Source organism: Olivibacter sp. SDN3 (assembly GCF_014334135.1).
Lineage (GTDB): Bacteria > Bacteroidota > Bacteroidia > Sphingobacteriales > Sphingobacteriaceae > Olivibacter.
In genome coordinates this window covers 2,620,800-2,644,260 of record NZ_CP060497.1, presented here as the reverse complement: position 1 = coordinate 2,644,260, position 23,461 = coordinate 2,620,800, and the positions used below count along the sequence as shown (strand labels likewise).

The window sequence follows — 23,461 nt, the reverse complement described above, 5'->3', positions numbered from 1 at the left end:
TTATTTTCGACAACAACTTAAAAACCTATGTTAATTCCTCCCGAGATCACACGCATCGCAGGATAACGGAAATAAGTAGTTCCTTCAATAGTTTGCTCCGGATCCATTCCCTTATGTTTAAAAAAGGTCAGCAGGTTTTCTCCTAAAAGCTGAATACCGAGTCTATTCAAACCCAGTCGTTGAGCAAATTGTTGCGGAAAGGTATAGCCTAAGCTTAGGTTACGTAGTCTCAAATACGAAGCATCGTACAAAAAGCGTGTTGATTGACTGGAAGCCTCCGCACTTGCACCGCCCAAACGCGGCACATCCGTTTGCGTATTTTCCGGCGTCCAGCGATTAGCCATTTCTCTGTGCCAGGCCACACCAGCGGTACCGTTGTGGTAAAGCGCCGGTACGTCTCCATCTAAAATTTTTCCGCCCAAGCTGTAACTAAACAGAAAAGAAAGTTCAAAACCTCTATAAGCAAAGGTATTCGTTATCCCTCCATAAAGGTCTGGCAAAGCACTTCCGGTATAATAATAACTCGCGTCCGAGTAAGTACTGGTAGTTGTTTTTCCCACCACCGTAGTATTCCCATTAGCATCTGTTTCCGTAATGTCCTGATACCATAAAGGATTTCCATTGGCCGGGTCAACCCCTGCCCAATCCCTCAACCAAAAATCAAATACAGAGCGTCCAACCATCATCTTTTTTGTGCCGCTAACGATTTCTTCCTGGGGAAGGGCCGTGATACGGTTCTTAAAATGCGTAGCATTAAGCCCTACGTCCCACCTAAAACCACCGCTATTTACTGGAGTTGCATGTAAATCCAGTTCTATACCCGTATTTTTCAAACTTCCAATATTGTCGTCAATTGATAAAAAACCCGAGGAAGGAGGTAATGGGCGTGAAAACAGCAAATCTCTCGATCGCCTTTCAAAATATTCGACCGTACCGCTTATCCTGTCATTTAAGAAACCGAAATCAAGTCCCAGGTTGAGGTTCAGATTGGTTTCCCATTTCAAATTGGGTGTAGGCAAACGTGAAGGATACACTCCACCTTCACCTAAATTATTAGCAATGGTATATAGCGCTTCATAGGCATAATAGGTACCGATATTATCATTGCCTTGCGCCCCATAACTTCCTCTCAGAATTAAGGTACTTAACCAGTTCAGGTTCTTCAACGCTTCTTCTTCCCCTAACTTCCACGACCCGCCAAACGACCAAAATGTACCCCAACGTTGCGATGGTGAAAAACGCGATGTACCATCTGTACGTAACGACGCCGAAAGGAAATATTTTTTATGCAGGTCGTACTCTGCTCTTCCCAAGAAACTCAATATTCGGTGGTCATTTGAAGATCCCGTAAAGCTGTTCAGCTGAGACGCTGCCACAGGCTCGTAAAGATAAGGTAACACGAAATTTTGCCTACTTCCATCGAAGCTACGGCTGTTGAGGTTGTAAAGTTCCTGCCCCGCCAACAAATTCAGGTGATGCCCGCCCTCAAATTCCGTATCATAGGTCAGTATATTATTCTGTGTCCAAGACAATAGTCTGGAAGTACTTTTAGATACCGAACCGTTGATATTTGCAGCCGATCCATACAGCGGGTTTGCATAATTATGCCCCGTTTGGTTTCTATAATCCACACTATATGAACTCCTCAGCTTCAAACCCTTTAATAATTTGGCCTCTACAAAAGTGCGTGCCGAAACTTCATCCCGAAGTGTTTCCCGAAGATCCAAATGGTAGGTGCCCAACAAATTCCAATTTGGGTTTACGGCGCTAGGTCGGTATGCGCCAAAATCAATAATACGCTCACCCGCCGCGTCTAACTTATACGAACCGTCGTCATTACGCTCATGTATCGGATAAAAAGAGGGCAAGCGCCGACCAAAATTGATGATATTAGATACTTGACTGTCTTCCGACTGCGGAAAGTCTTGTCTACTGTTTGTAGCGGTTACATTTAAGCCCAGGCTAAGCCATTTAGTTGCGTCAACTGTTGTATTACTCCGAATGTTAAAGCGCCTATAACCAGATCCAATTCCGATCCCTTTATCGTTCAAATAATTACCTGAAATATAATACTGATTATTCTCCCCCCCTCCGTTTATATTTAATGTTGCTTCCGTTCGTCGTGCAGGTTGTTCCAGCTGTCTTTGCCAATCGTCATTCCACAAAGGCGTGGCACCATTAACAATACGGCCGTTAAGTCCTACAGGTTCGGGGTACGCAGGTCCATAAGGATTAATTCCAAGCTCCTGCGCTACACGGCCACTTGCCAAACGTGCCGCTGCATCGGGCGTGTTTGAAGTCGTCAACTGGTTATAGATATTCTCCCAGTAAAGCTCAAAATATTGGTCGGTACTCACATGCTCGTAATCCCTAACCGCTCGCGACGAAAAGCCCTGTGTAAAACGAGCATCAATAGCAGGCTTGGCATTCTTTTTACCCTGTTTTGTAGTTATTACAATAACGCCATTCGCTCCTCTCGAACCATACAACGCGCTGGCTGTAGCATCTTTCAACACACTGATCGATTCCACGTCGGCCGGATTAATAGCATTTAAACTTCCCGCATAAGGCACACCATCTACCACATAAAGCGGATCACTGGAGGCATTGATCGAACCAATCCCCCTTATGCGGATACTTGCGTCCGTCCCTGGCTGACCACTGGCAGAAACCGATTGCAAGCCAGGAGCCAAGCCCTGCAGCGCCTTCGAAATATTGCTCACCTGAGCGCGCTGTAACTGCTCATTATTAATTTGTGCAACAGAACCGGTAAAGTCAGATTTCTTGGCCGTTCCATAAGCAATCACTACCACCTCATCTAAATCCTCCGTCGATTGTTCCAGGCGAACATTCAATACGTCGCCCGTAATACGCTCCTCTTTAGAATGGTAACCTATTGAGTGAAATACCAGCAGCTCATCCCCTTCGCTAACCAGAATGCTGTATTTACCTGTGGCATCAGTGCTCGTCTGTCTGTTCGTTCCTTTAATCCCCACATTTACATCTGGAATAGGTTCACCTGTTACCAAGTCAGAAACAGTCCCTCCCACATACGTCTGCGCAAAAACACCGCACACATTAAAGAAGAAAAACAATAAAAAGTTAATGTAATATTTCATGTTAATAATTTCTTGTCATTTTGTCGTTTTTATATCGTTCATAATCAATAGCCACAACAGAGCATACCCGCCCAAGTCCATCTTTTAGAAAGCGAATGATTGAAATAAATAAAGGTGAGTACCTCCCCGCTGCATGCGATCACACATACAGTACTTTGGCTGCAGAAAGGTGCAATCAGAAGATAAAAGTTAAGTTATACGATCCCCTGATTGCTAACGCATTCGACGGAGATAAGGCATAACGATTACGAATTGATCGTTCGGTGTAGCAAAGGTAAAGTTAGGAAGCATAGTAATAATTTAATATAGTATTCTAGTTAAAACGGTACAAATATATATAAAGAAAACGAATAAAGTCTACTATAAACATAGACTTTATTCGTTTTCATAATAGATTTGTTCAAAAGCGCGCATTTTTCGTCGATTTTTGACATTCGGCTTACCATTTCTCTAAAAACACACAAACGATTGCGTTTCGCCGCGCCTTGATATATTACCTGAGAATAATTATGATTGTGCAATAAAAGCTAACTAATCACTTTCCTGTAAAACAGGGTTATCATATATACATATTCAAAAACAAACATTATGCATACGAAAAGAAGAGATTTTTTAAAATTAACAGGGCTCACCGGTTTGGGGCTCTTGAGCCAACCATTTATCGGTAAGGCCAATCCCGGGACTCCAACCGCATCAAGTGATTTTCCAGGTTCGCCAAACAGGCAACAAACATTCAATATGAGTGGTTATGCTGCCCCGAAATTAGCCAAAGTACGTATCGGTTTCATTGGTTTGGGCATGCGCGGTCCCGGTGCCGTATACCGTATGAGCCATATCGAAGGGGTTGAAATCAAGGGTTTATGTGATATCCGCCCAGAAAAGGCAGAGAAAGTATTGGCCGAGATACAACCGAAAGGGCACCAGCCTACTTTATATACCGGAAACGCAGCATCCTGGAAAGAAATGTGCGACCGAAAAGACATCGATCTTATATACATATGTACTCCCTGGCAATTACATACTCCCATGGCTGTTTATGCCATGAAAGCAGGCAAGCATGCGGCGGTTGAAGTACCTGCGGCTACTACCGTTGATGAGTGCTGGGAGCTGGTTAACACTTCAGAGGCCACCAAAAAACATTGTATGATGCTCGAAAACTGCTGTTATGACTTTTTTGAGCTCCTCACGTTAAACATGGCACGTCAAGGTTTCTTTGGAGACATCATACATGGGGAAGGGGCATATAACCACGACTTATTAGACCTCAATTTCAGTAAAGATGGCTACCATGATATGTGGCGTTTAAAAGAGAATTACCGCAACGGAAACCTCTATCCCACCCATGGCCTTGGCCCTATCTGTCAGCTCATGGACATTAATCGCGGCGACAAGATGGAGTATCTTACATCAACGTCTACGAACGATTTCAGCATGAAGGCAAAGGCAGCAGAACTTGCCGGAGAAGATCGCTTTTACCAAACATTTGCCGACAAAAACTTCCGTGGTAACATGAATACTACTACTATCCGAACCTCACGGGGACGTACCATCATGTTGCAGCACGACGTCTCGTCACCGCGACCTTATTCACGCATTCATTTACTGAGCGGCACCAAGGCATTCGCTCAAAAATGGCCTGAGCCTGCACGCATCGCCATTGGTCATAACTGGTTGTCTCCCGAAGAATTTAAAAAGCTTGAAGAGCAATATACACCGGAAATCGTCAAAAAAGTAGGTGATATGGCAAAAAAAGTAGGCGGCCACGGAGGTATGGATTTCATGATGGACTGGCGTCTGATCGACTGTCTCCGCAACGGTTTAGCGCTCGATCAGGACGTTTATGATGCCGCTCTCTGGAGTGTCATTGGCCCTTTAAGCGAACGGTCTGTTTCGAATCGCTCTAATTCCATCGATGTCCCCGATTTCACCGCCGGTTCATGGAAAAACAATAAACCCGTTGAGTTAACGCTTCAGGGAGGCGGAACTACCGGTGTACAGAACTAATCACAATTTCGCTTTGCGGGGGCAGTTGATACACGCTGCCCTTCCCTAAATTATTCCCGTGTATCTCACCTTTTTCATGCTGGTACAATAATTGTAAATAATCTGGTATACTAACGGCCGGCAAACTTCGTAGTATATTAGTATAACTTTCTGGCCAGCATAAAACAAGGAATACTATGCATATCATTTTGGGGGCTACCGGACAAATAGGTTCGGCACTGGTTTCGGGACTGTTAGAGAACGGCCAAACGGTGAAGGCTATTATACGAGACGAACAGAAGGCACATAGCGTACCTGCTATCGCCGCTGTTGAAGTTGCCGACCTCCTGCACCTACCTTCCTTGATTCATGCCTGCAGCGATGCTACCACCCTATTCGTACTCACACCTGAAGATCCGAAAGCCATCGACGTATTGGCCACCACCCGAAGCATCATCGAAAATTATAGAAAAGTCGTCGTCGCTACGCCGGTAAAAAAGATAGTTGGATTATCTTCCATAGGTGCCCAACATGAAAAAGGCACAGGCAATTTGCGCGCATCCTATCTATTAGAACATGCTTTCGAAGACTTAGCCGTCCAGCAGATCTTCATTCGCCCCGCATATTATTTCAGCAACTGGCTGCCTTATCTAGGTTCCGTAAAAGAACAAGGAATCCTACCTACCTTCTTTCCGGTTGATCAACAGCTGCCCATGGTCGCTCCAAATGATGTTGCAGCGGTATTAACCGATGTGATGATCAAAGATAGCGATGAAGCCAGTAAGCGCGTATATGAAGTAGAGGGGCCAACGTGGTATAGCGCAGCAGATGTGGCTTTAGCTTTCTCACAAAGTCTGGATATCGATGTGCGGGCCGAACAAGTTCCACGTGCCCAATGGGAAGAAATGTTACAAAGTTCTGGCTTCTCGGCCGATGCCGCAACGCAACTTATCGAAATGACCGAAGCGGTGATTGATGGTCGCGCTTTACCGGAAGGTATTGGTAATGTAAGCTTTAGGGGTCAAACCACTTTACAAAGGTATATAGCCGAGATTGTTGCTCAACCTATGACCTAAATCATTATGCAAAAAAATTCATATAAGTACATATAATTTCACAACTATTCACTTATATTACCTATATATTCAACGCATTCGTCATTACCTAACACACTAACAGCAAAGTAATTATTAAGCCGTAATTTAAACTATCCGTTTTTTTTATGTAATTTTATTGATAATTATTCTATAATATTATTTTTTGATTTATTGCTTATGACACATGGATACCGTGAAATTCATCACAAGCGTCTATTTTCAACTGGTCGTATTGACGTTTGTGTGGTATGTGGCATCTTCACATAATTATTTGAAGACGGTCAACTTTAGATCGGAAATTTTCAAGTTGTTTATTTGCGTTGGTTTCCATTTATTAGCGATCATCATGGAGACAGGAACACCTATTGGTTTACTGTATGGCCCTATTTTTTATCGCATTTATTTACACACTATCGTAAGGGACAACCATGATACAAACAAGCCTACTATCAAGCATTTTTCAGCGTTTTTCCTCGGCTCACTTATTTACCTGGCATTATATGTTTATTCGAGAATAAATGTACAGGGAGAGGTGTGGTTATACAACTATTACTACCCTTGTTATTTATTCGCAATGGGCGGTTCTATTTTAGGATATAGTACTTTTATTATTTTTCGGCAACTGCAAGCGCCCATTGGTAAACCAACCCTGGAAAATATATTTTTCAACGTCTTATTGTGGCTTGCATTGCTCACTTCTTTACCTATTTTGATTTTTGCCGCAACACCCTACTTTAGCTATAACGTCGGTATACATGTACAGTACCTGATTTACATGATATTAGTGTTTTCTACAGCTATTTTATGCGGTTTTATCTTCGTTAGAATACCCCGTAATGTTGTAAATAACCGTACTGATCTATTTAAAATATACAGGTGTTTATTGACAGATGACCTTTACCTTGAAACGAACCTCACATTAGACAAATTAGCACATCATTTAGGTTCATCTTCAGAAAAATGTTCTAAAATCCTCAATGGTTATATCGGCATTAACTTCTATCAATTGCTTGCCAACCTTAGGATACGGCATGCTAAAAAACTGATAAGGAACGATGTCGAAAACAGATTGACAATTGAGCACCTCGCCCTGTTATGCGGTTATCGATCGAAAGCCTCTTTTAACCGCCACTTCAAGAAACTAACAAGCTGCACACCGAGCGAATACAAACAGCAGACAAGCTACAGCTATGAAAAATCTACCAATCTCCAACCTTCGTAACCATGCTTTTATTAATTCTTTTGATATTACTAGCTATTATAATCATAAATCTCGTATGTATTTACATCGACAGGAAAAGTATGTTACGTCTGCCCATTGAAAACATCTTTAATATAGGAATATATTGCCTAATATTACATGCTATACATGTAGTAGTCTTCCGCTACATCTACACACCGCCAATCTACTTATATCTTGATTGGGCCGCTCCGTACGCGCTATTATATGGCCCCATATTATTCTTCGCTACCATGACAATGCTTAAAAAAGGATATCAAGGGAAAAAAATGGCTCTCCACTTCATACCTTTTTGCTTCTACTCAGGAGTATACCTCATAGGCATGATAAACTATAACTCCGAAGGCTTCGTTTACCAGTTTCTAAAACTCACCATCGTAAAAGCGATCATCTTATCACTATTTATCTACGGTATAACCAGTTTGCATTTATTTAATAGGTACCCTATCAAACCAACGGTTCATTTTAAATTATTGACAAAAATTCCGGTTATACTTTGCTTAGTGGCATTTCTGCTAATATCTACATCAATTGTTAAGCATGAAAGCAATTTTACTTACCATATTACAAGGTTCATGTTATACACCATGATGATGCTGGTTAGTATATGGATACTTGATCATCGAATAAATTTGTTGATCGGCACAGGAGACAACAGGTTGGAGGATGCCTCGCTAAAAAAACAAGAAACGAATAGACGATACTACAAATCTGCTCTTCCTAGAGCAACATTACTGGCTTATGAAGAAAAGGTAGCACATGCAATAAATGAAGAACGGTTGTACCTCAACCCAAGTTTAGATATTAAAATGATGGCAGATTATCTACATATTAGTAAACACCATCTATCACAGGTTTTCAGTATGCAAATACGCAAAACCTTTAATGAGTATATCAGCGAAGCGCGTATCAAACATGTTTGCGACGTGCTGAAGAGCAATAACAACATAATTATAGAACATTTAGCCTATGAAAGCGGTTTTAACTCCAAAACATCTTTTTACAGACATTTCAAACAACACACCGGCTTTACGCCTTCACAATATCAGGAAAACATAAAAACAAAACCAGTAGCGTGTATCAATTAATTGGGACATACAAAGTATGCGCATTTTGAAACTATCGTCGACATAAATACACGTTATTTTGCACAAAATTTCCACCAATGAAAAAAGACATACAGATCCTCTACATAGACGATGAAGTGCAAAACTTAATCAGTTTTAAGAGTTCGTTGAGATTTGATTATCAGGTGTTCATTGCCAGTACGATCAATGAAGCGCGGCATTTGCTGGAAAAACATCCTGATATCCGTATCATCTTTTCCGATCAACGGATGCCCGGTATGATGGGTACTGATTTTTTTGAAGAGCTCAAATCCACCTATCCCCTTCCCATACGAATCTTATTAACAGGCTATGCAGATAAAGAGGCCGCTATAAATGCTATCAACAGAGGTAACGTCTTTAAATTTCTCACCAAACCCTGGAACATAGAAGAAATTTATGGAGTTATAAAAGAAGCCAATACCCATTACGAAACAAAGCTGTTAATGATTACGCAAAAACAAGAATTAGAACGGGCCTATAGCGAGCTAGATAAATTCACAAACAACGTCAGTCATGATATCAGAAACCCATTGGGAGGAATCATCTCCATTATAAAATTCGCCGAACGTAGTAAGAATCCAGAGGAGATACAGGATATCCTTTCACTGGTGAGAACCTCTTCTGAGCATCTGGATAACTATGTTATCAATCTTCAGGATTTCTACAAAACCAAACAAGGTCAGCTACACTACGAAGCAATTGACCTCAACAGTATATTTCAAGATCTTTTAAAGGTATTTCAGGCAGCAATCATCACAACAAACATCCACTTCATTGTAAAAAATGATTTGCAGACCCCCTTTCAAAGTGATAAGACCTTATTACAAATTATCCTATACAACTTAATTGCCAATGCCATTAAATTTCAAAAACCAGATACTGACGAAAAAAAAATAACCATTCATTCCTATATCGAAGACAAACAAGTTTATATCGCGTTAACCGATACAGGAATTGGCATCAAAGAGCAACATAAAGACAATATATTCAACCTCTTCTACAGAGCCTCTTCGCAGTTTGAGGGTAGTGGTTTAGGTTTATATAACGTTTCACAGGCCGTGCAGAAACTCCATGGTCAGCTAACCGTAAACTCGGTGCCTGGAGAGGGGTCTACCTTCACCATTAAGCTACCCTATATTGCCCACTGAAAGCACCAAAGTAAAACCGCCAAATATCCTCCTACAGCAACAATCAGGTACCATTCGTTTTTCTTCATCAATGCCGCTCCCAGAATAAGCGCGATTCCACAAAGTAGCCCTTTATGCCAGCCACTGTATGGCACACCGCTTTCAAAAGCATAAATGGTGTGCATCAAGCATATATTCAGCACGAAAAGTGTTAGCGGCACCAAGTAATGTTCGGTTAGCTTCACCCTTTTCATTCTCTTTCCTTTATCCATAAGTTGCGCCTATTGTAAATAGCGTTTTCTTAAAAAATCTACCAATGCGTAAAGCAGTAACCCCACTAACAAGGTGTTAATAATAACCGCGGCAACAGTTGCCGCTTGCGTATACCCCACAAACAAACTGATCAGCGCTATCAGTATCAGCAAGAGCAGAATCACGGCCGACCACAAAAAAGTCATTTTAAGTGCAGTTGTTCGGCGCCCTTTTTTCCTTTCCGTCCGGTAATAATAAATAACAAAGCCACTGATAGATAGAAAAGCGCTCACCAGCCCAAGTAGGGCATAAACAAATTTCAATAACAGTCCACCAAAGTCGCCAAAATGTAGCGCCTCTTGTATAAAATAAAACTTAGCGCCAACCGTTTGTTTACGAATATCGTATTTAAAAACGGGTCGATAATGTACTTTATCCAGCACCAATAAGTTTGATTCACGTTCGTACACAGTACCACGGATATTACCTCTGATGCCGATGGTACCAGCTCCATTCGTAGAAGGCACTAAGTAACGCGGCTCCAATTCCGGAAAAGTCTCTTTAGTCACAGCTAAAGCTTTGTTCCAATCAACGTCTAAGGCTTTATCATCAGCTGCCTCCATCACTACCTCCTGTTTAAAGGCATTCGGTATCCCAATGTTCAACCACCGCATCAACCAAGGTTGCAGTCCAAGCCAGGCCCCCGTAAGCGCTATCACCAAATTAAAAGCGAGTGCACTGATGCCCAACAACTTATGCCAATCAGCCATCATAATACGCAATTTTCCCGTTTTCCGGAGCTTAGGCCATTGCTGCTTTTTCATAAAGTCGCCATAGATCAGTAAACCCGTAATCACCAGCACAGCTAAAGCAATTCCGCCAATTCCTACCAGCTGCCTCCCCCAATTACCTTCATACAAGCGCACGTGCATCTGTCGCATATAATTCGCCAAACTATTCTGGTGGTCGCGTTTACCGATAAGTTTACCCGTTCCAGTATCTATAAAGAAATCGTACCGTTCAAAACCTTCTCCTCCCTTTCCAGGCCTGATCAGGTCCACCTGCAATACCTGCCCTTCTTTCTCGGGGAGTGCGATCATCATCGAACGATAATCAGCATGGGCACGCTTCAGCGAATCGATCGCTACATTTAGCTTTAGCTCAGCTAGGTTATTTTCAACCTTTGCCTGATGATAATATTTGATGATAAGCGCATCAATTTCCGGAATAAAAACAGCCAGGGCTCCAGTAAGGCTCAGTATACCAATGAGCACGCCCGTATACAGTCCGGCCCAATGGTGCAATTTCCATAGCAACTTCTTATCCTTTTTACCAGTACCTCCAGCCATCCTATATCCCTTCTAAAAAGTGTAGCCTACACCTACCAGAAAATTTCGGGGTGTTCCCGGAAACAGACGGTTAAAATCATACCCACCTACCCAATGCGTTTTGTTAAATATATTATTCAGGTTGGCAGACAGCTTAAACTTGTCAACCGTATAATACAGCGCCGCGTCTGCCACCACATAAGCAGGCAAAGTCAGCTGTTCACTGAAAGTGGCACGCGTACTCACATAATTTGCGCCCGCACCAATCCCTATACCTCTCAGAGCAGGAATGGTAAAGGTATATTTTGCCCAAATGCCCCCTTGATGTTTAGGAGCATTTGGCAGTACATTACCTATTTCCGCTTCATCATCACTTTCCGTAATGATGGTTTCATTTATCGCTAAGTTAGCAGTAATACTCAAATTTGGCCGTAACTGTCCATACACATCCAGTTCCATTCCTCTCGAACGCTGCTGACCTACCTGACGAAGTAACTCCGGGTTTCCAGGGTCATTGGCATTAATCAAAATATTGTTCTGTTCAATATGGTAAGCGGCAAAATTCACGCTCAACATTTTCTGCAAGAACTCCATTTTAGACCCGACCTCAAGCATGGTACTGGTTAGCGGGTCGAAAGGTCCGCCGAAGCGCCCCGGATCACCAATGGTACCTGCTCCCTGGGGCTGATATCCCTGTGCATAAGTTGCATACAGACTCACCGGCTCTATAGGTGTATACACCAAACCAAAGCGCGGTATAAAGGCCTTTTGCTGCACCTCTTCACTATCCTCCTGTTGGTAATTTAAAATATCGGTATAAAACTCCTGTCTAAAAGCAATCAGTGCCTGTAAAGGGCCCCAGGTAATCTGATCCTGTAGATACACCCCATTCACGAAATATTTGGTAACCGGTTGTGGACTAGAAACATTGAAATAACCTGAAATCTCCGAAATGGAATAATCTGGATTGGCCAGGTCGAAATGAGGCACATTTGGTACTGGAATATTATCGCGTATTAAATAGGCATCACGATTAGCCGGATCATAAGTGTTGATAATTCCATTATTCGCTGCATTCCGATACCCTAAAGCATTATAATTAGAGCCCCCAACCGGAGAAACATTCTGTATATAATCATAGCCGGTAAGCAGTTTATGTTTTAAAGGTCCGGTATTAAAATCACTCACAAGATACAGCGTGATATTATCATTATAGTTCTTTCGTTGGCGACGGATAGTCTGCATTTCCATTAGCGTAGGTATCTGTACGTTGTCTGCATCAACGGCATAGCTATTAGACGTGCGGTGCTCCAAAAGATCCTCATCGTACAGAAACTTCATATACGAGGCATTAAAAGAGATATTATCGGTAAACTTATGCTGCAAGGAAGCGGTGGTATAAAGATTAAGCTCATTGGCATAATCGTTTTCCTTACCGATGGCAAAAGATACCGGGGTAGAGTATAGATCTGTACCGGCCGAAGCACCAAAAATCGGCTGACCTCGGTCGAGCTTTGATTTGGTTTTGGAGTAGACAAAATCGATATTTACCTGCGTTTTATCATTCGGTATAAAGGAAACCGAAGGTGCAATCACGATATCTTCACCCCCCTGCAATACCCTGAACGACTGCGCATTCTGATAGGCTAAATTCAAGCGATACAATAAGGTCTTCTCCTCATTCATCGGTCCGGTAAAATCGCTGGTCATCCGGTAAGTGTTATAGCTTCCCGTGGCAAAATTAACCGACTTACGATTTACGTCCAATGGTTTCTTAGTTACCGTATTTACCGTACCTCCCGGATCAGTATTGGCAAATAAAGCCGAGGCGGGGCCTTTGATAACCTCTATGCGCTCCACATTGGGCAATAGCGATTGTCCCCAACTGTTTGTAGCATCGCGCAGGCCATTGATCAAAGCATTACCGGCTCTGAAACCGCGCAGCGTAAAATCATTATTATAGAAAGAGAAAACATTCACACCGCTAATGTTCTTCAACACATCACTGGTTTTAAAAGCTTGCTGATCATCCATCACCTCCTTTGTAACATAACTAATGGCCTGCGGTACATATTTGATAGGGGTTTCGGTTTTTGTACCCGCAAAGGAAGAAGTGTTCTTATAAGTCTGTTCTTTACGACCAATGATTTCCACTGCCTGTAGCTGATCGGCAGCCGGCTTTAAGAATATACGAAGGTCTTTCGACTCCGGCAAAGGAAAGTTAACCTGCATACGTTGTTGCTCATAGCCCAGGTAAGTGAACGATAACGTATACGTACCTTCAGCAAGGTTTTCGAAAGAAAACCGCCCTTCATCATCAGAAATACTACTGTTAGGTATGCCGCTCAGGCGAACCGTCACCCCTTTTAAAGGAGAAGCATCCGATTCGGCAAATACGTAGCCAGCAAGTGAGCGCTCCTGCGCATACAATCTATTTGTGGCTACCAGCATCAAAGCCAGCAGGAAAAGGTAGGCTTGTTTCATGTTGATTTTATTTAAATTGATTCTAAACGACAAAGTAAGTGTATAAGAAACACTTCAGCAAATTTATTTTGAATTAATCTAAACAACATCCATTAAGAAACAAGCATGCCGGTTCTCATTAAAGCACAAAAAAAGCCCGGCACACTTCGGGAGTGTACCGGGCATATCAAAAATGCTATATCAAATTCAAATCAAATGTTTTTTTGCTGGCTCAGTCCACCGGAACAAAAGTAAACATCCATTTCACTGGGTTTTGCCAATCTTTTCCTTTAAAACTACCCACAGGTAGTTTAACCAGCACATTGTTCCAGCCTCTTTTTAATTTTATTCGTGAAGGTTCCCGAAAGGTATAACCCTCGTCCATCATCGGCCGCTCCAAATCTCCTTTCCTACCCGCCTGTTTCCAATTGGGAGGCCTAATTTCACCGCCATTTACCCAAACACGGCTTTTCCTGTTATCCCAGGTACCAGCCAGTGGAGCATCTGAAGCATAAGAGCGGGAGAAATTATCGAAACCTATCCAAAAATCTCTTATCGTATCACTCTCACTCCAAATGCGCGTCTGTGCATACCAAGTGGTAAATTCCTCTGGATTCGTCAAGATACCTTGGATCACTTTATCCCACCAATGTCTTAAAATAACGGTACCCCCAAGCGTTTCAAAAGCAGGAGTATACTTCACCGAATCCATTACCCTATTTGAAGGTTCAAAAGACTGCTCCAGATCGCCTCCATTGGCATAAGGGCCATAAAACTGCCATTTGATGTTAGCCTGCCTCATATAAGGAAAGGGCTTGTTTACAAAATAATGCTGTTGATGGTCCAGTAAGCGCTTTTCAAAGGCTGCAAAACAGCTACTTTCCCAGGTGCCCGGGGCACCTATATTTGCCACCCACTCCGCTACGCCCCCTCCCTGCCACGCTCTTTCCGCAAAAGTAATCATGCCCGGATAGATCGCATTCTGATTCAGTACATCCCTTTCGCAGCGTACCGCCCTATCCGGCCAAGAGCACAAGATTCCTCCCAGTAATGCGTTATTTCCCATAGGCTGCCCACCAATCTGCCGGTGAAAAAGTGTCGTTACCGTCTCCAAGGGATCCATATGGTTGAGGTAAAGGTGTTTCGAATCCACATACTGAAGCAACGCGGTATCCGAAACAGGGCTGGGTCCTTCCTGCCAAAGTTGACGAATAGTGCTTCCCGGCAGATTCCCCCCGGGTTCCCACCCTAAAGTGCGCTTACCCATGCTATCCAGAAAGGCAACCATTTCAGGCAAAAATTGCTCATTGGTAATTTTCACCTCATCGCCTCCCACATGTAAGTAGTCCAGATCATAGGTATCACAAAACTCCTGTAAGAGCTGTTTTAGATAAAACATGCCGCTATCACTTTGCATGTCGGTTTTCATCGCTCTCTCGAAGGCACCGCTGTGGCCCGGCATATCTATTTCAGGCACCAACGTAATATGTCTTGCTTTACAATAAGCAATCAGCTCCTTAAAATCAGCTTCCGTATAGTATTTACCCGCGTTACGCAACATGTTTCCCGATTCGGTTAACTGAGGAAACTTTTTACTTTCCAAACGCCAGGCAATATCTTCGGTTAAATGAAAATGAAAGATATTAAGCTTATAAGCGGCCATTACGTCAATCTGTTCTTTCAGCAGTGCCATAGACTGAAAGTTTCGTCCTACATCCACCATATATCCACGCCACGCATAGGCAGGCCAGTCATTAATGTCACAAGCGCTCAAGATGCCTGATGGCCTTGCCAACTGCATGAGTGTCTGTATAGCATAAAAGATACCTTTCTCCGTATTCGCTTTTAACGTAATACCCGCTGGTGCCACTTGCAAATGATAAGCCTCCCCCTCATGATGAGGGGCCTCCACCTGAGCCAAGGCCAGGGAGATAACCGGTCTATGCCCAGCGGTACCCTCCCGTTGGTCTACAAGCTCCAACTCTGCCCCCATTTGCTTCATCATCTGCTGTAAAATCAAAGCCTCCTTTTGCAAGCGATCATCGCTTATGACTATTGACTTTATATTCCCTATACTTATCTGCCCCTTCCCCCAGCTCACCTGTTGTGGTAGCGGTATCAGCATAGACGGCTTTTCATCTACCTTGGCCAACAAGCTATAAAAAGAAAAAAATAAAGCAAAAAAGACACTTGTTTTCATCAGCCTACCCATTGATTACCATTTTACCGGTCTAAACACAATTTCTTTATACCCATTTTTTTCAAAGAGTACACCAATGCGCCTTTTATTCACCTGCACCATATCCGAATAGGCCGCATGATCACCTTTTCCTGGCTGCTCACGTCTGGCAATCGTCTTTTGGAAAAACCAAGACCTGCCACCATCGTCACTTAAACGCAGCGTCAGGTTATTCCTGGCGGCAGTATCTGCGGCATTACAGAAAGCCAGCACAACTCCCTTTTTCTTATCGTTAAAAGAAAGTACGCTCCCTTGATTTACCGGATCAGGCAATTGTCTGTCATAATATGTTGTATCCCAAGTTGCTCCACCATCACTACTAATGGATACAATCCTGCTACGTACATTTCCCTGCTGATTTCTGGAATTCATCACCAAACTATCGACACCGATCACTGCCGCCATCGATTCATTTCCACCTTCGAAAGGAACATCTTCGCTTAACTTAAATGTTTTTCCATGATCATCGGTATAATAGCCATGCGCGCTGTAATCTTTAAAAGCCTCCTGTGGCTCACCACTGGAATGGTTTGCTGCTACGAAAATCCGACCTTCAAACTTACCCTGTCCAAACTGCACGGCGTGCCCGGGCGTATTGGCGTAGCTGCGCCAATCTTCCGAAAAATTATAGGCTTTATTTTGTTGCGGCTGTTTTGGCCGATGTACCGCTAAGGTAATATTTACCGGTTCCGACCAAGTTCTACCGTCATCTTCCGAAGTCACGTACCATACTTCGCGTAGGCCCTTACCTTTTCGTACTTCTCCCTCATGATTATTTCCGGTATTATAAAATAGAAAAATCCGGCCATCAGGATATGCTGGGTCCAAAAAGTCTACCACGGGAGCAGGGTTTCCTGCCTGCAAATCACTATAATCCACCACCCTATGTAAATCTCCCCAACTTTTTCCACCATCGGTGCTGCGTTTCATTACAATGTCAATATCACCAAAGTCGCCCGCATGCTCCACCCTGCCTTCGCAAAAGGCCAATAGACTCCCATCCGGAGCTTTGATCATGGCAGGGATACGAAAGCTTTTATAGCCTTCCTGTCCCGAAACAAAAACGGAAATATCTTTTTCCTTTGCCTGCGCCAATAATGACACACTGCAGGCAACAACAAGTATTATGAGATAATGCATACGTTTAATTTTTATGGTTATTATTTTTTAGGACTATCGTGTAAAATACGCAAAAAAAACTCCCGGCTTGACCTGCGAAGCAAGCTTCATTGCCATTAAAAACGAATACGACAATGAAAAATCTCCTTTAAAAGGCGCTGCCACTACTTAGCTTCTGCTAACCGGGTATTTCGAGGCCGAATTTTTTGCTAACGAACAGTTGTTGCATAGCAGGCCCTTCTTGGGCAATTATTCCGATAGTCGTTTTTTTAAATATTCGTCCAAAAGCAAGTAACCATACCACTCCTGCCGAGGCAAATGGAAAGGTCCTTTAAAAAGGTTACCTTTGGCTGTTTGCGCAATGCTGCCATCCCGGTGCAGGTATCCGAACCATTCACCATTTACCGGATCGTGGAAATGTTTATAGGCATAGTTATGTATCATTTGATGCCACTTCGCATATTTTTCCTCCCCCGTCATCATATAGGCCAGCAGGGTAGCAATAATCGTTTCGTTCTGTGACCACCAGAACTTCATATCCTGCCAATATTCCTGCACCGGCTTATGGTATACATCTCTGAAGTACAGTATGCCTCCATGTTCCTCATCCCAACCGCGAGCCCACATATAATCCAGCATCTTACAGCCAAGCCTCGTTAAATCCGGGTCGTTGTTACGCACTTTTGCTTCATGCAAGATAAACCACGCACCCTCAATGGCATGCCCGGGATTCAAGGTACGGCCATCGATATGATCAATGATCTCCCCATCCGGCGCAACCTGTTCCATTACACATTTCATATCATCCTTTACGAAATATTGTTCAATCTCCCTTATCCAATTGTCGATCGCGTCGTCGCAACGCTCATCGCCAATTGTCGCCCTCAACTGCTGAGCGGTATTCATCATAATCATAGGTACACCAATCCCTCTAACCGGTCTGGTATCGGTAAATTTTGACGGGAGCTCAAGTTCACCGGAAGCGTAAGCCAAACACCTGCTAAAAAGTAGTCTTGCCTGTTCGGCCACCTGTTCATCACCGCTTGCTTTGGCATAGGCTGCAAAGGCTATTACGGCAAATGTTTCCGAAAAAAAATACCTCCGTTTACGTAGCGGTCTTCCATCTCTGGTTGTGTGAAAAAACATTTGACCGTCTGCATCAAAACAATGTTTGATCAAAAAGTCGTAACCCAGCTTGGCTCCCTCCAACCATTCCGGCCGCTTTTCAACCGTGTTATACAAGGTAGCCAAGAGCCATGTTGTGCGACCTTGAATCCAAACCGCCTTATCATCATCAATCAAGCTACCATCGGCGTCCCGCATCAATAGAAAACCGCCATACTCCCGATCATATGACCTCGGAAACCAAAAAGGAATGGTATCCTTCAACAGTTGATCATGATAGAAATCTCTTAAATCGTGTAATTCTTTTTTTGTGTACATCTTTTAGCTTCTAAAAAATTGGTTTAGGCGTTATATTCCTCTTTAAAATCATTTACTTTTGGTTTTAACACGTACAGTTGAATCAGTACTACCGCCGCCACAATCACCGCGAGCATAGCAAAGTCACTGCCGAGGCTGCCTGCATCGACCGATCCACCGAGCAGATCCGTAATAAAGGCGCCAGAAAACACCCCCACCATATTCATCAACCCATAGGCCGTGGCCCGGTATTTTGACGATACAAACTGGCATAAGATCGGCATATTGTTCGCATCGAATAAGCCAAAACCTAAGCCAAACCCCATAGCCGCCGTCACCACTGCCGATAAGCTATGCCCATAGCTCAGCAGAAACAAGGAAGGAATGGTAAGCCCCAAACCAATGGCGCTGGTATAAATCCGCCCACGTATATGTCGCTGCACCCATCTATCAGACAGTATCCCGCCTAAAATCACCCCCATAAAAGACGATGCGGCTATGGTTATAGTTGCTATAGGGCCAGCCTTTGCCATCGGTATATCCAGGTTCTGGGCAAATAGCGTAGGCAGCCAGTTCTTTGTTGCCCATCCGGGTAGGCTTGGCACGGCAAAATATAAGAGAATAACCCAAAATGAAACATTGCTCAACAGTAATGCCAACCCTTTGACCACGGGCACACGTTTAGGTGTAAGTAAAGTCTGCACCGATGCTACTTGTCGCTTTTCCTTGAGCAGCAGCATCAGCACTACGGCATAAGCCATCCCAACGAAGCCAAAAGAACGAAAGGTTAGTTCCCAAGAATAAGCACTGGCAATAGTGGCTCCGAAACCACCTAAGGCCTGTCCCATATAAAGGCCTGTCATATGAATGCCAATGGCCAAAGAGCGTGTTCTCTCCTGGTGGTAGTCGGCAATCAAAGCCAGGGCTGCGGGGATATAGAGCGCCTCGCTTACCCCCATTACTGCACGAAGCACGTACAGCTGCTCAAAATTCCGGGCATATCCCATGCCGAAGGTTACACCAGACCATACAAAGAGGCTCCCCACAATAAGCCATTTTCGGTTAACCCGATCAGCAATAATTCCAGCTACCGGACTCATAAGACCATAAATCCAGAGAAACACCGCCATGAGGCGACCAAAGTTTGCGGCCTGCTGCAGCTCTGCGATATCACCCTCCATAGCTGGGCACATGGTTGCCAACATCTGTCTGTCCATGTAGTTAAGCAAAGCCACTATCCAGAGCAGTGCTACTACCAGCCAGGGATAATTATGTTTACGGAACAGGTTCATATTACGGTTTTTCTTTTATAATTGGTTTTCCCACCCAAATCCGTGGGCTGCGGATACCCGCGCGAATTTCACCACTGGGAAGGATTACGTCATCTCCCCACACCGTTGCCGTGGTTGTTACCGGTGCCTCGTGAGGAATGGGTTGCTTAGCCTCCCACGTGTCTGTCGCCACCCGATAGCACCATATCTGGCAACTAAACCCAGGGTGGGCTGCCTGCAACGCTGCTTTCTGCTGGTTAAGTATACGGTTATTTTCCGAGTCCTCCGTCTTTTTGATCAACAGCAACAGCTCTTCCACTCTGCTAAAAGTTGTACCATTATCTCCTCCGAACACCCATATACAGTCTTTTCCGTAAGCCAAGGCTGCCGCGGCCGACAAAGGTTCAGGCAGTGGAGCCCGTTGCTGCCAGGTATCTCCCAAGGTGTCGAGATACCACACCGATTGGTAAAAGTCACTCGGCCTATCAACGTTACTTTTTCTTCCCCCAATCAAAAACAGTCCACCACCTTTCGCGATCAAATTTGCGTGCGACACCGCATAGGGCAGATTTATATGCCTTATCCATCCCTTTTCCAGCTCGTTTAAGTCTAATATCCAAAGTTTGTTAGAAACACCGCTGTCGGTTTCTCCTCCTGCCACATAAAGCGTCCCATCCAAGCAGGTCATTGCAGCATTGGTTACCGCAAAAGGCAAGTCAGGCAGCTCAACCACGTCAAGATGCTGTTCAGAAGCAAGCCAGGTAAGCGCGTACGCCCCTTTGCTCAAACCTCCTTCATTTTCACCTCCCGCTATTACCACACCCTCAGGTGTTGTACAACTGGCGGCATAGGCTAAGGCGAAAGGAAGCTCCATTGTGTGTAGCGAAGATTCTCCATCGCTGGCCTTTCGCAGGTACACATACAGATCCCGATAATACTTTTTGGCTCCCCCTTCCCAAGGCAATTTGTTTGGGAAATTGGCTCCACCACCAATTAATAACGCATCGTTAGACATGCCAACCAACGGTCCGGCAAGGCCTAAATGAGGCTGTTCACCCTCCCTGTTAGGCAGCGAAAAAGCATCATCCCATGTTAGATCTTCAATTAATGCCTGACCTTTCACTGTCAGGGACATCGCCAATATACACAACATTGCCATTCCAATAGGTTTCCGCATAATATATCCATTTAAGAAGTCTCCAGTGTAGGGTGAAGCGATTTAAAACCGGCAAAGCCCAAAGCCTCCACCTCTTGCGTAAAGACTTCAAAATCATTCTTATCCATATTGCCTACCGGCAGACGAAAATTACCGCAATCAAGTCCTATCAATTTCATGTACGCCTTACCCGTGGCTATCCCGCCAAATTTACCCAGCAAACGGATCATATCAATGGCTTGTTGCTGTAAAGCCTGCGCCTCAGCAAGATTTCCCTGGTTGAAGGCATCCATTAAACGCAGGTACAGGGGAGCTGCATAATTGAACGTACTTCCCACGGCACCTTTCGCCCCCAGCACCAAGGCCGACAACATATTTTCATCCCTTCCCCAGAGCATATCATATTTACCCTGTGCGTATCGCAGGCAAGAAAGGAAGTCCATAAAATCCTCATGGGTGTATTTAATACCGGTAAAGTTGGGTATGCGCCCGTCAACTGCCTTTAGCAAGTCAACCATATTAAACCCCACCCCGGTAAGCACCGGGATATGATAGTAATAGAAAGGTAGTTGCGGCACTTCGGCCGCTACCTCTGCGCAGCATTCGGCCAAAGTCTCCACCGTTGCCGGCTTAAAATAAAAGGGTGCAGTAAACGACACACCGTACAAATCCAAGCGCTGTGCCTCCCGGGCCAAGGCTTTACAATCAGCCAGACTAGTTCCTCCCAGTAAGACCATCACCTTAAAATCTGGATCGTTTGCAGTTATCCTTGCCCATGCCTCCATGACAGCCACCTTTTCTTCAGCAGTCATCGACACACCTTCTCCGGTAGATCCACAGATAAACGCCCCCGTAATACGGTTATGTTTCAATAAGCGGTAATATGCTGGAATAAGTTCCAGTCGTAATTCTTCCTCATCACCCATTGGGGTGAAAGGGGCAGCTATTAAGCCTTCTAAATGAGTATGCATCTAATATTTAATCAAATTATCTATCTATTTGTTCTATTCATAACCCGGCGTCTGCGCCAGTTCCGGATCGGCATTCAACATGCCCTGTGTTATCGGCAATAAGAATTTATACTGCTCGTTTGGCCGCAGATATACGGGGTTCACATATCGGAAAACCCATTCATCACCTGCTCTACGCAGTGCCCACCAGCGTTTTCCCTCCGCGATAAACTCACGCAGGCCTTCGTCTAATACGGCCTCCATGTCCTGCTGTGCACCACCCTGCCGGTATACCGGAAAATCAGCGCCATAAGCCCGTTCCCTAATCGCATTGATCTCCGTGCTCGGGTCTATTCCCAATTGCACCTTAGCTTCGGCTAGCAATAACAATACTTCGGCATAGCGATAAATCGGAAAATCATTATCGTAGAGTTGTGCCCCAGCATTAACCCGTCCGATAAATTTAGTAAGCATGGTAGCCGCTACCGGAAATTCAGGTGTATTACGGTACATGATACGGAAAGTGTTATCGAAGCGGCTATCGCCGGCAACATTTAACTTCTCAATCATTGCTAAAGACAGGCCGGCACGACTAGCGCCGCCCACCAAGGGGTATACCACATTTACAGGCTGGTTATTCTCTGGTGTACCGAACACCAGCGTTGCAGCCTGCGTAGTATTCACCAAAAAATTACCATAAGCCATCATCTGCTCCTGGTCGAGCTCATAATTCAAGGCAAAAATAATCTCCTTATTATTGTTCTTTGCCGTAGGGTCAAAGACATTTGCATAATCTTCTTGAAGACCTAACGTACTCCCTTCCTGCGCGGCAACCTCCTCAAGGGCCTCTCTAGCCAGGCTATAGTCGGCCGCATTTCCGCCAAAATGCGTTCCAGACCACAGATAAACGTCGCCTTTTAAGGTCAGCGTTGCCAATCGGTTCCAGAAAACCCTTTTCGCAGGCAAGCTATTATTTCCCTGATAGGCCGTTAACGAACTTTCAATATCAGCTTTTATCTGTTCCATAATCAGCTCCGGTGCCGACCGTGCTTTGTATAGCTCCCGCAAATCACTTACCGACGCTACCGGCTCTACTGTTAACGGTACTCCACCCCAGGTTTTCAACATGGTGTAATAGATATAAGCCCTTAAACCATACATTTCCGCCATGATCTGCTGTTTTTCCTCATCCGGTAAAGTCGTTTGTGGAAATAAAGCAATTACCGTATTCACGCGGTCAATCAGCTGGTAAAAGTTTGCCCACTCGGCAAAAGGCACCTGATTGATATTGATATTATGGGTATACAAGTTGCGTAAGCCACCATCTTCCGATTCGGTAAACAAGCCATCCGCCCATATATCCGAGCGCATTTCACCCAACTGAAAAAACGTAGCATGAAAACTTCTGAACGAGGAATAGATACCATAGTATAAGGTACGTGCCGCATTCGGGTCAGACAATACCAAATCTCTTCCCAGATCTGTCTGTGGCTGCACCTCTTCCAGTTGTTTCTGACAGCTCCCCATCGCCAACAACAATAGCGCCGCCATAAAAATTCTGTTGATATTTTTTAAGTTAATCATTT

The 23,461-nt window shown here is 44.1% G+C and carries 16 protein-coding genes; 5 read left to right on the top strand and 11 right to left on the bottom strand.

What is annotated here, in order from left to right:
* Window positions 1–17 precede the first annotated feature (17 nt).
* Window positions 18–3,119 (bottom strand): TonB-dependent receptor, encoded by a 3,102-nt coding sequence (locus H8S90_RS10900; RefSeq protein WP_187342556.1) that lies wholly within the window; start codon window positions 3,117–3,119, stop codon window positions 18–20.
* Window positions 3,120–3,707: 588 nt separating this feature from the next.
* Here H8S90_RS10900 and H8S90_RS10895 point away from each other — a divergent pair.
* From H8S90_RS10895 to H8S90_RS10875, 5 genes are all read left to right on the top strand, one after another.
* The gene (locus tag H8S90_RS10895; protein ID WP_187342555.1) at window positions 3,708–5,123 is read left to right on the top strand and encodes a Gfo/Idh/MocA family protein; all 1,416 of its coding nucleotides are present in this window, start codon (window positions 3,708–3,710) and stop codon (window positions 5,121–5,123) included.
* A gap of 176 nt (window positions 5,124–5,299) precedes the next feature.
* On the top strand, window positions 5,300–6,178 hold the full coding sequence (locus H8S90_RS10890; RefSeq protein ID WP_187342554.1) for an NAD(P)H-binding protein: 879 nt from the start codon (window positions 5,300–5,302) through the stop codon (window positions 6,176–6,178).
* Between the two features lie 367 nt (window positions 6,179–6,545).
* A complete protein-coding gene (locus tag H8S90_RS10885; protein ID WP_187342553.1) occupies window positions 6,546–7,421 on the top strand; it encodes an AraC family transcriptional regulator in 876 nt (291 codons plus the stop codon).
* 341 nt (window positions 7,422–7,762) lie between these two features.
* Window positions 7,763–8,527, top strand: a complete 765-nt coding sequence (locus H8S90_RS10880) for an AraC family transcriptional regulator (protein WP_222852290.1) — start codon at window positions 7,763–7,765, stop codon at window positions 8,525–8,527.
* 77 nt (window positions 8,528–8,604) lie between these two features.
* A complete protein-coding gene (locus H8S90_RS10875; protein ID WP_187342551.1) occupies window positions 8,605–9,696 on the top strand; it encodes a hybrid sensor histidine kinase/response regulator in 1,092 nt (363 codons plus the stop codon).
* Here the strand turns inward: H8S90_RS10875 and H8S90_RS10870 are convergent.
* From H8S90_RS10870 to H8S90_RS10825, 10 genes are all read right to left on the bottom strand, one after another.
* Window positions 9,681–9,947: a hypothetical protein gene (locus H8S90_RS10870; RefSeq protein ID WP_187342550.1), complete on the bottom strand. Its 267-nt coding sequence runs from the start codon at window positions 9,945–9,947 to the stop codon at window positions 9,681–9,683. The two genes, H8S90_RS10875 and H8S90_RS10870, sit on opposite strands and share 16 nt — an antisense overlap.
* Window positions 9,948–9,956: 9 nt before the next feature.
* On the bottom strand, window positions 9,957–11,276 hold the full coding sequence (locus H8S90_RS10865; protein ID WP_187342549.1) for a PepSY domain-containing protein: 1,320 nt from the start codon (window positions 11,274–11,276) through the stop codon (window positions 9,957–9,959).
* A gap of 12 nt (window positions 11,277–11,288) precedes the next feature.
* Entirely contained in the window at window positions 11,289–13,739 is a 2,451-nt protein-coding gene (locus H8S90_RS10860) for a TonB-dependent receptor (RefSeq protein WP_255501910.1), read from the bottom strand.
* Between the two features lie 211 nt (window positions 13,740–13,950).
* A complete protein-coding gene (locus tag H8S90_RS10855; protein ID WP_187342548.1) occupies window positions 13,951–15,930 on the bottom strand; it encodes a family 20 glycosylhydrolase in 1,980 nt (659 codons plus the stop codon).
* 3 nt (window positions 15,931–15,933) lie between these two features.
* Window positions 15,934–17,097 (bottom strand): exo-alpha-sialidase, encoded by a 1,164-nt coding sequence (locus tag H8S90_RS10850; RefSeq protein WP_187342547.1) that lies wholly within the window; start codon window positions 17,095–17,097, stop codon window positions 15,934–15,936.
* Between the two features lie 228 nt (window positions 17,098–17,325).
* Window positions 17,326–18,519: an AGE family epimerase/isomerase gene (locus H8S90_RS10845; protein WP_187342546.1), complete on the bottom strand. Its 1,194-nt coding sequence runs from the start codon at window positions 18,517–18,519 to the stop codon at window positions 17,326–17,328.
* Window positions 18,520–18,542: 23 nt separating this feature from the next.
* A complete protein-coding gene (locus tag H8S90_RS10840; RefSeq protein WP_187342545.1) occupies window positions 18,543–19,790 on the bottom strand; it encodes an MFS transporter in 1,248 nt (415 codons plus the stop codon).
* Between the two features lies 1 nt (window position 19,791).
* Window positions 19,792–20,946, bottom strand: coding sequence for a kelch repeat-containing protein (locus tag H8S90_RS10835; RefSeq protein WP_187342544.1), 1,155 nt, complete (start codon window positions 20,944–20,946; stop codon window positions 19,792–19,794).
* Between the two features lie 11 nt (window positions 20,947–20,957).
* Window positions 20,958–21,896 carry a dihydrodipicolinate synthase family protein gene (locus H8S90_RS10830; protein ID WP_187342543.1) on the bottom strand — a complete coding sequence of 313 codons (939 nt, stop codon included), beginning with the start codon at window positions 21,894–21,896 and terminating at the stop codon, window positions 20,958–20,960.
* A gap of 33 nt (window positions 21,897–21,929) precedes the next feature.
* On the bottom strand, window positions 21,930–23,459 hold the full coding sequence (locus H8S90_RS10825) for a RagB/SusD family nutrient uptake outer membrane protein (RefSeq protein ID WP_222852289.1): 1,530 nt from the start codon (window positions 23,457–23,459) through the stop codon (window positions 21,930–21,932).
* Between the last annotated feature and the right edge of the window lie 2 nt (window positions 23,460–23,461).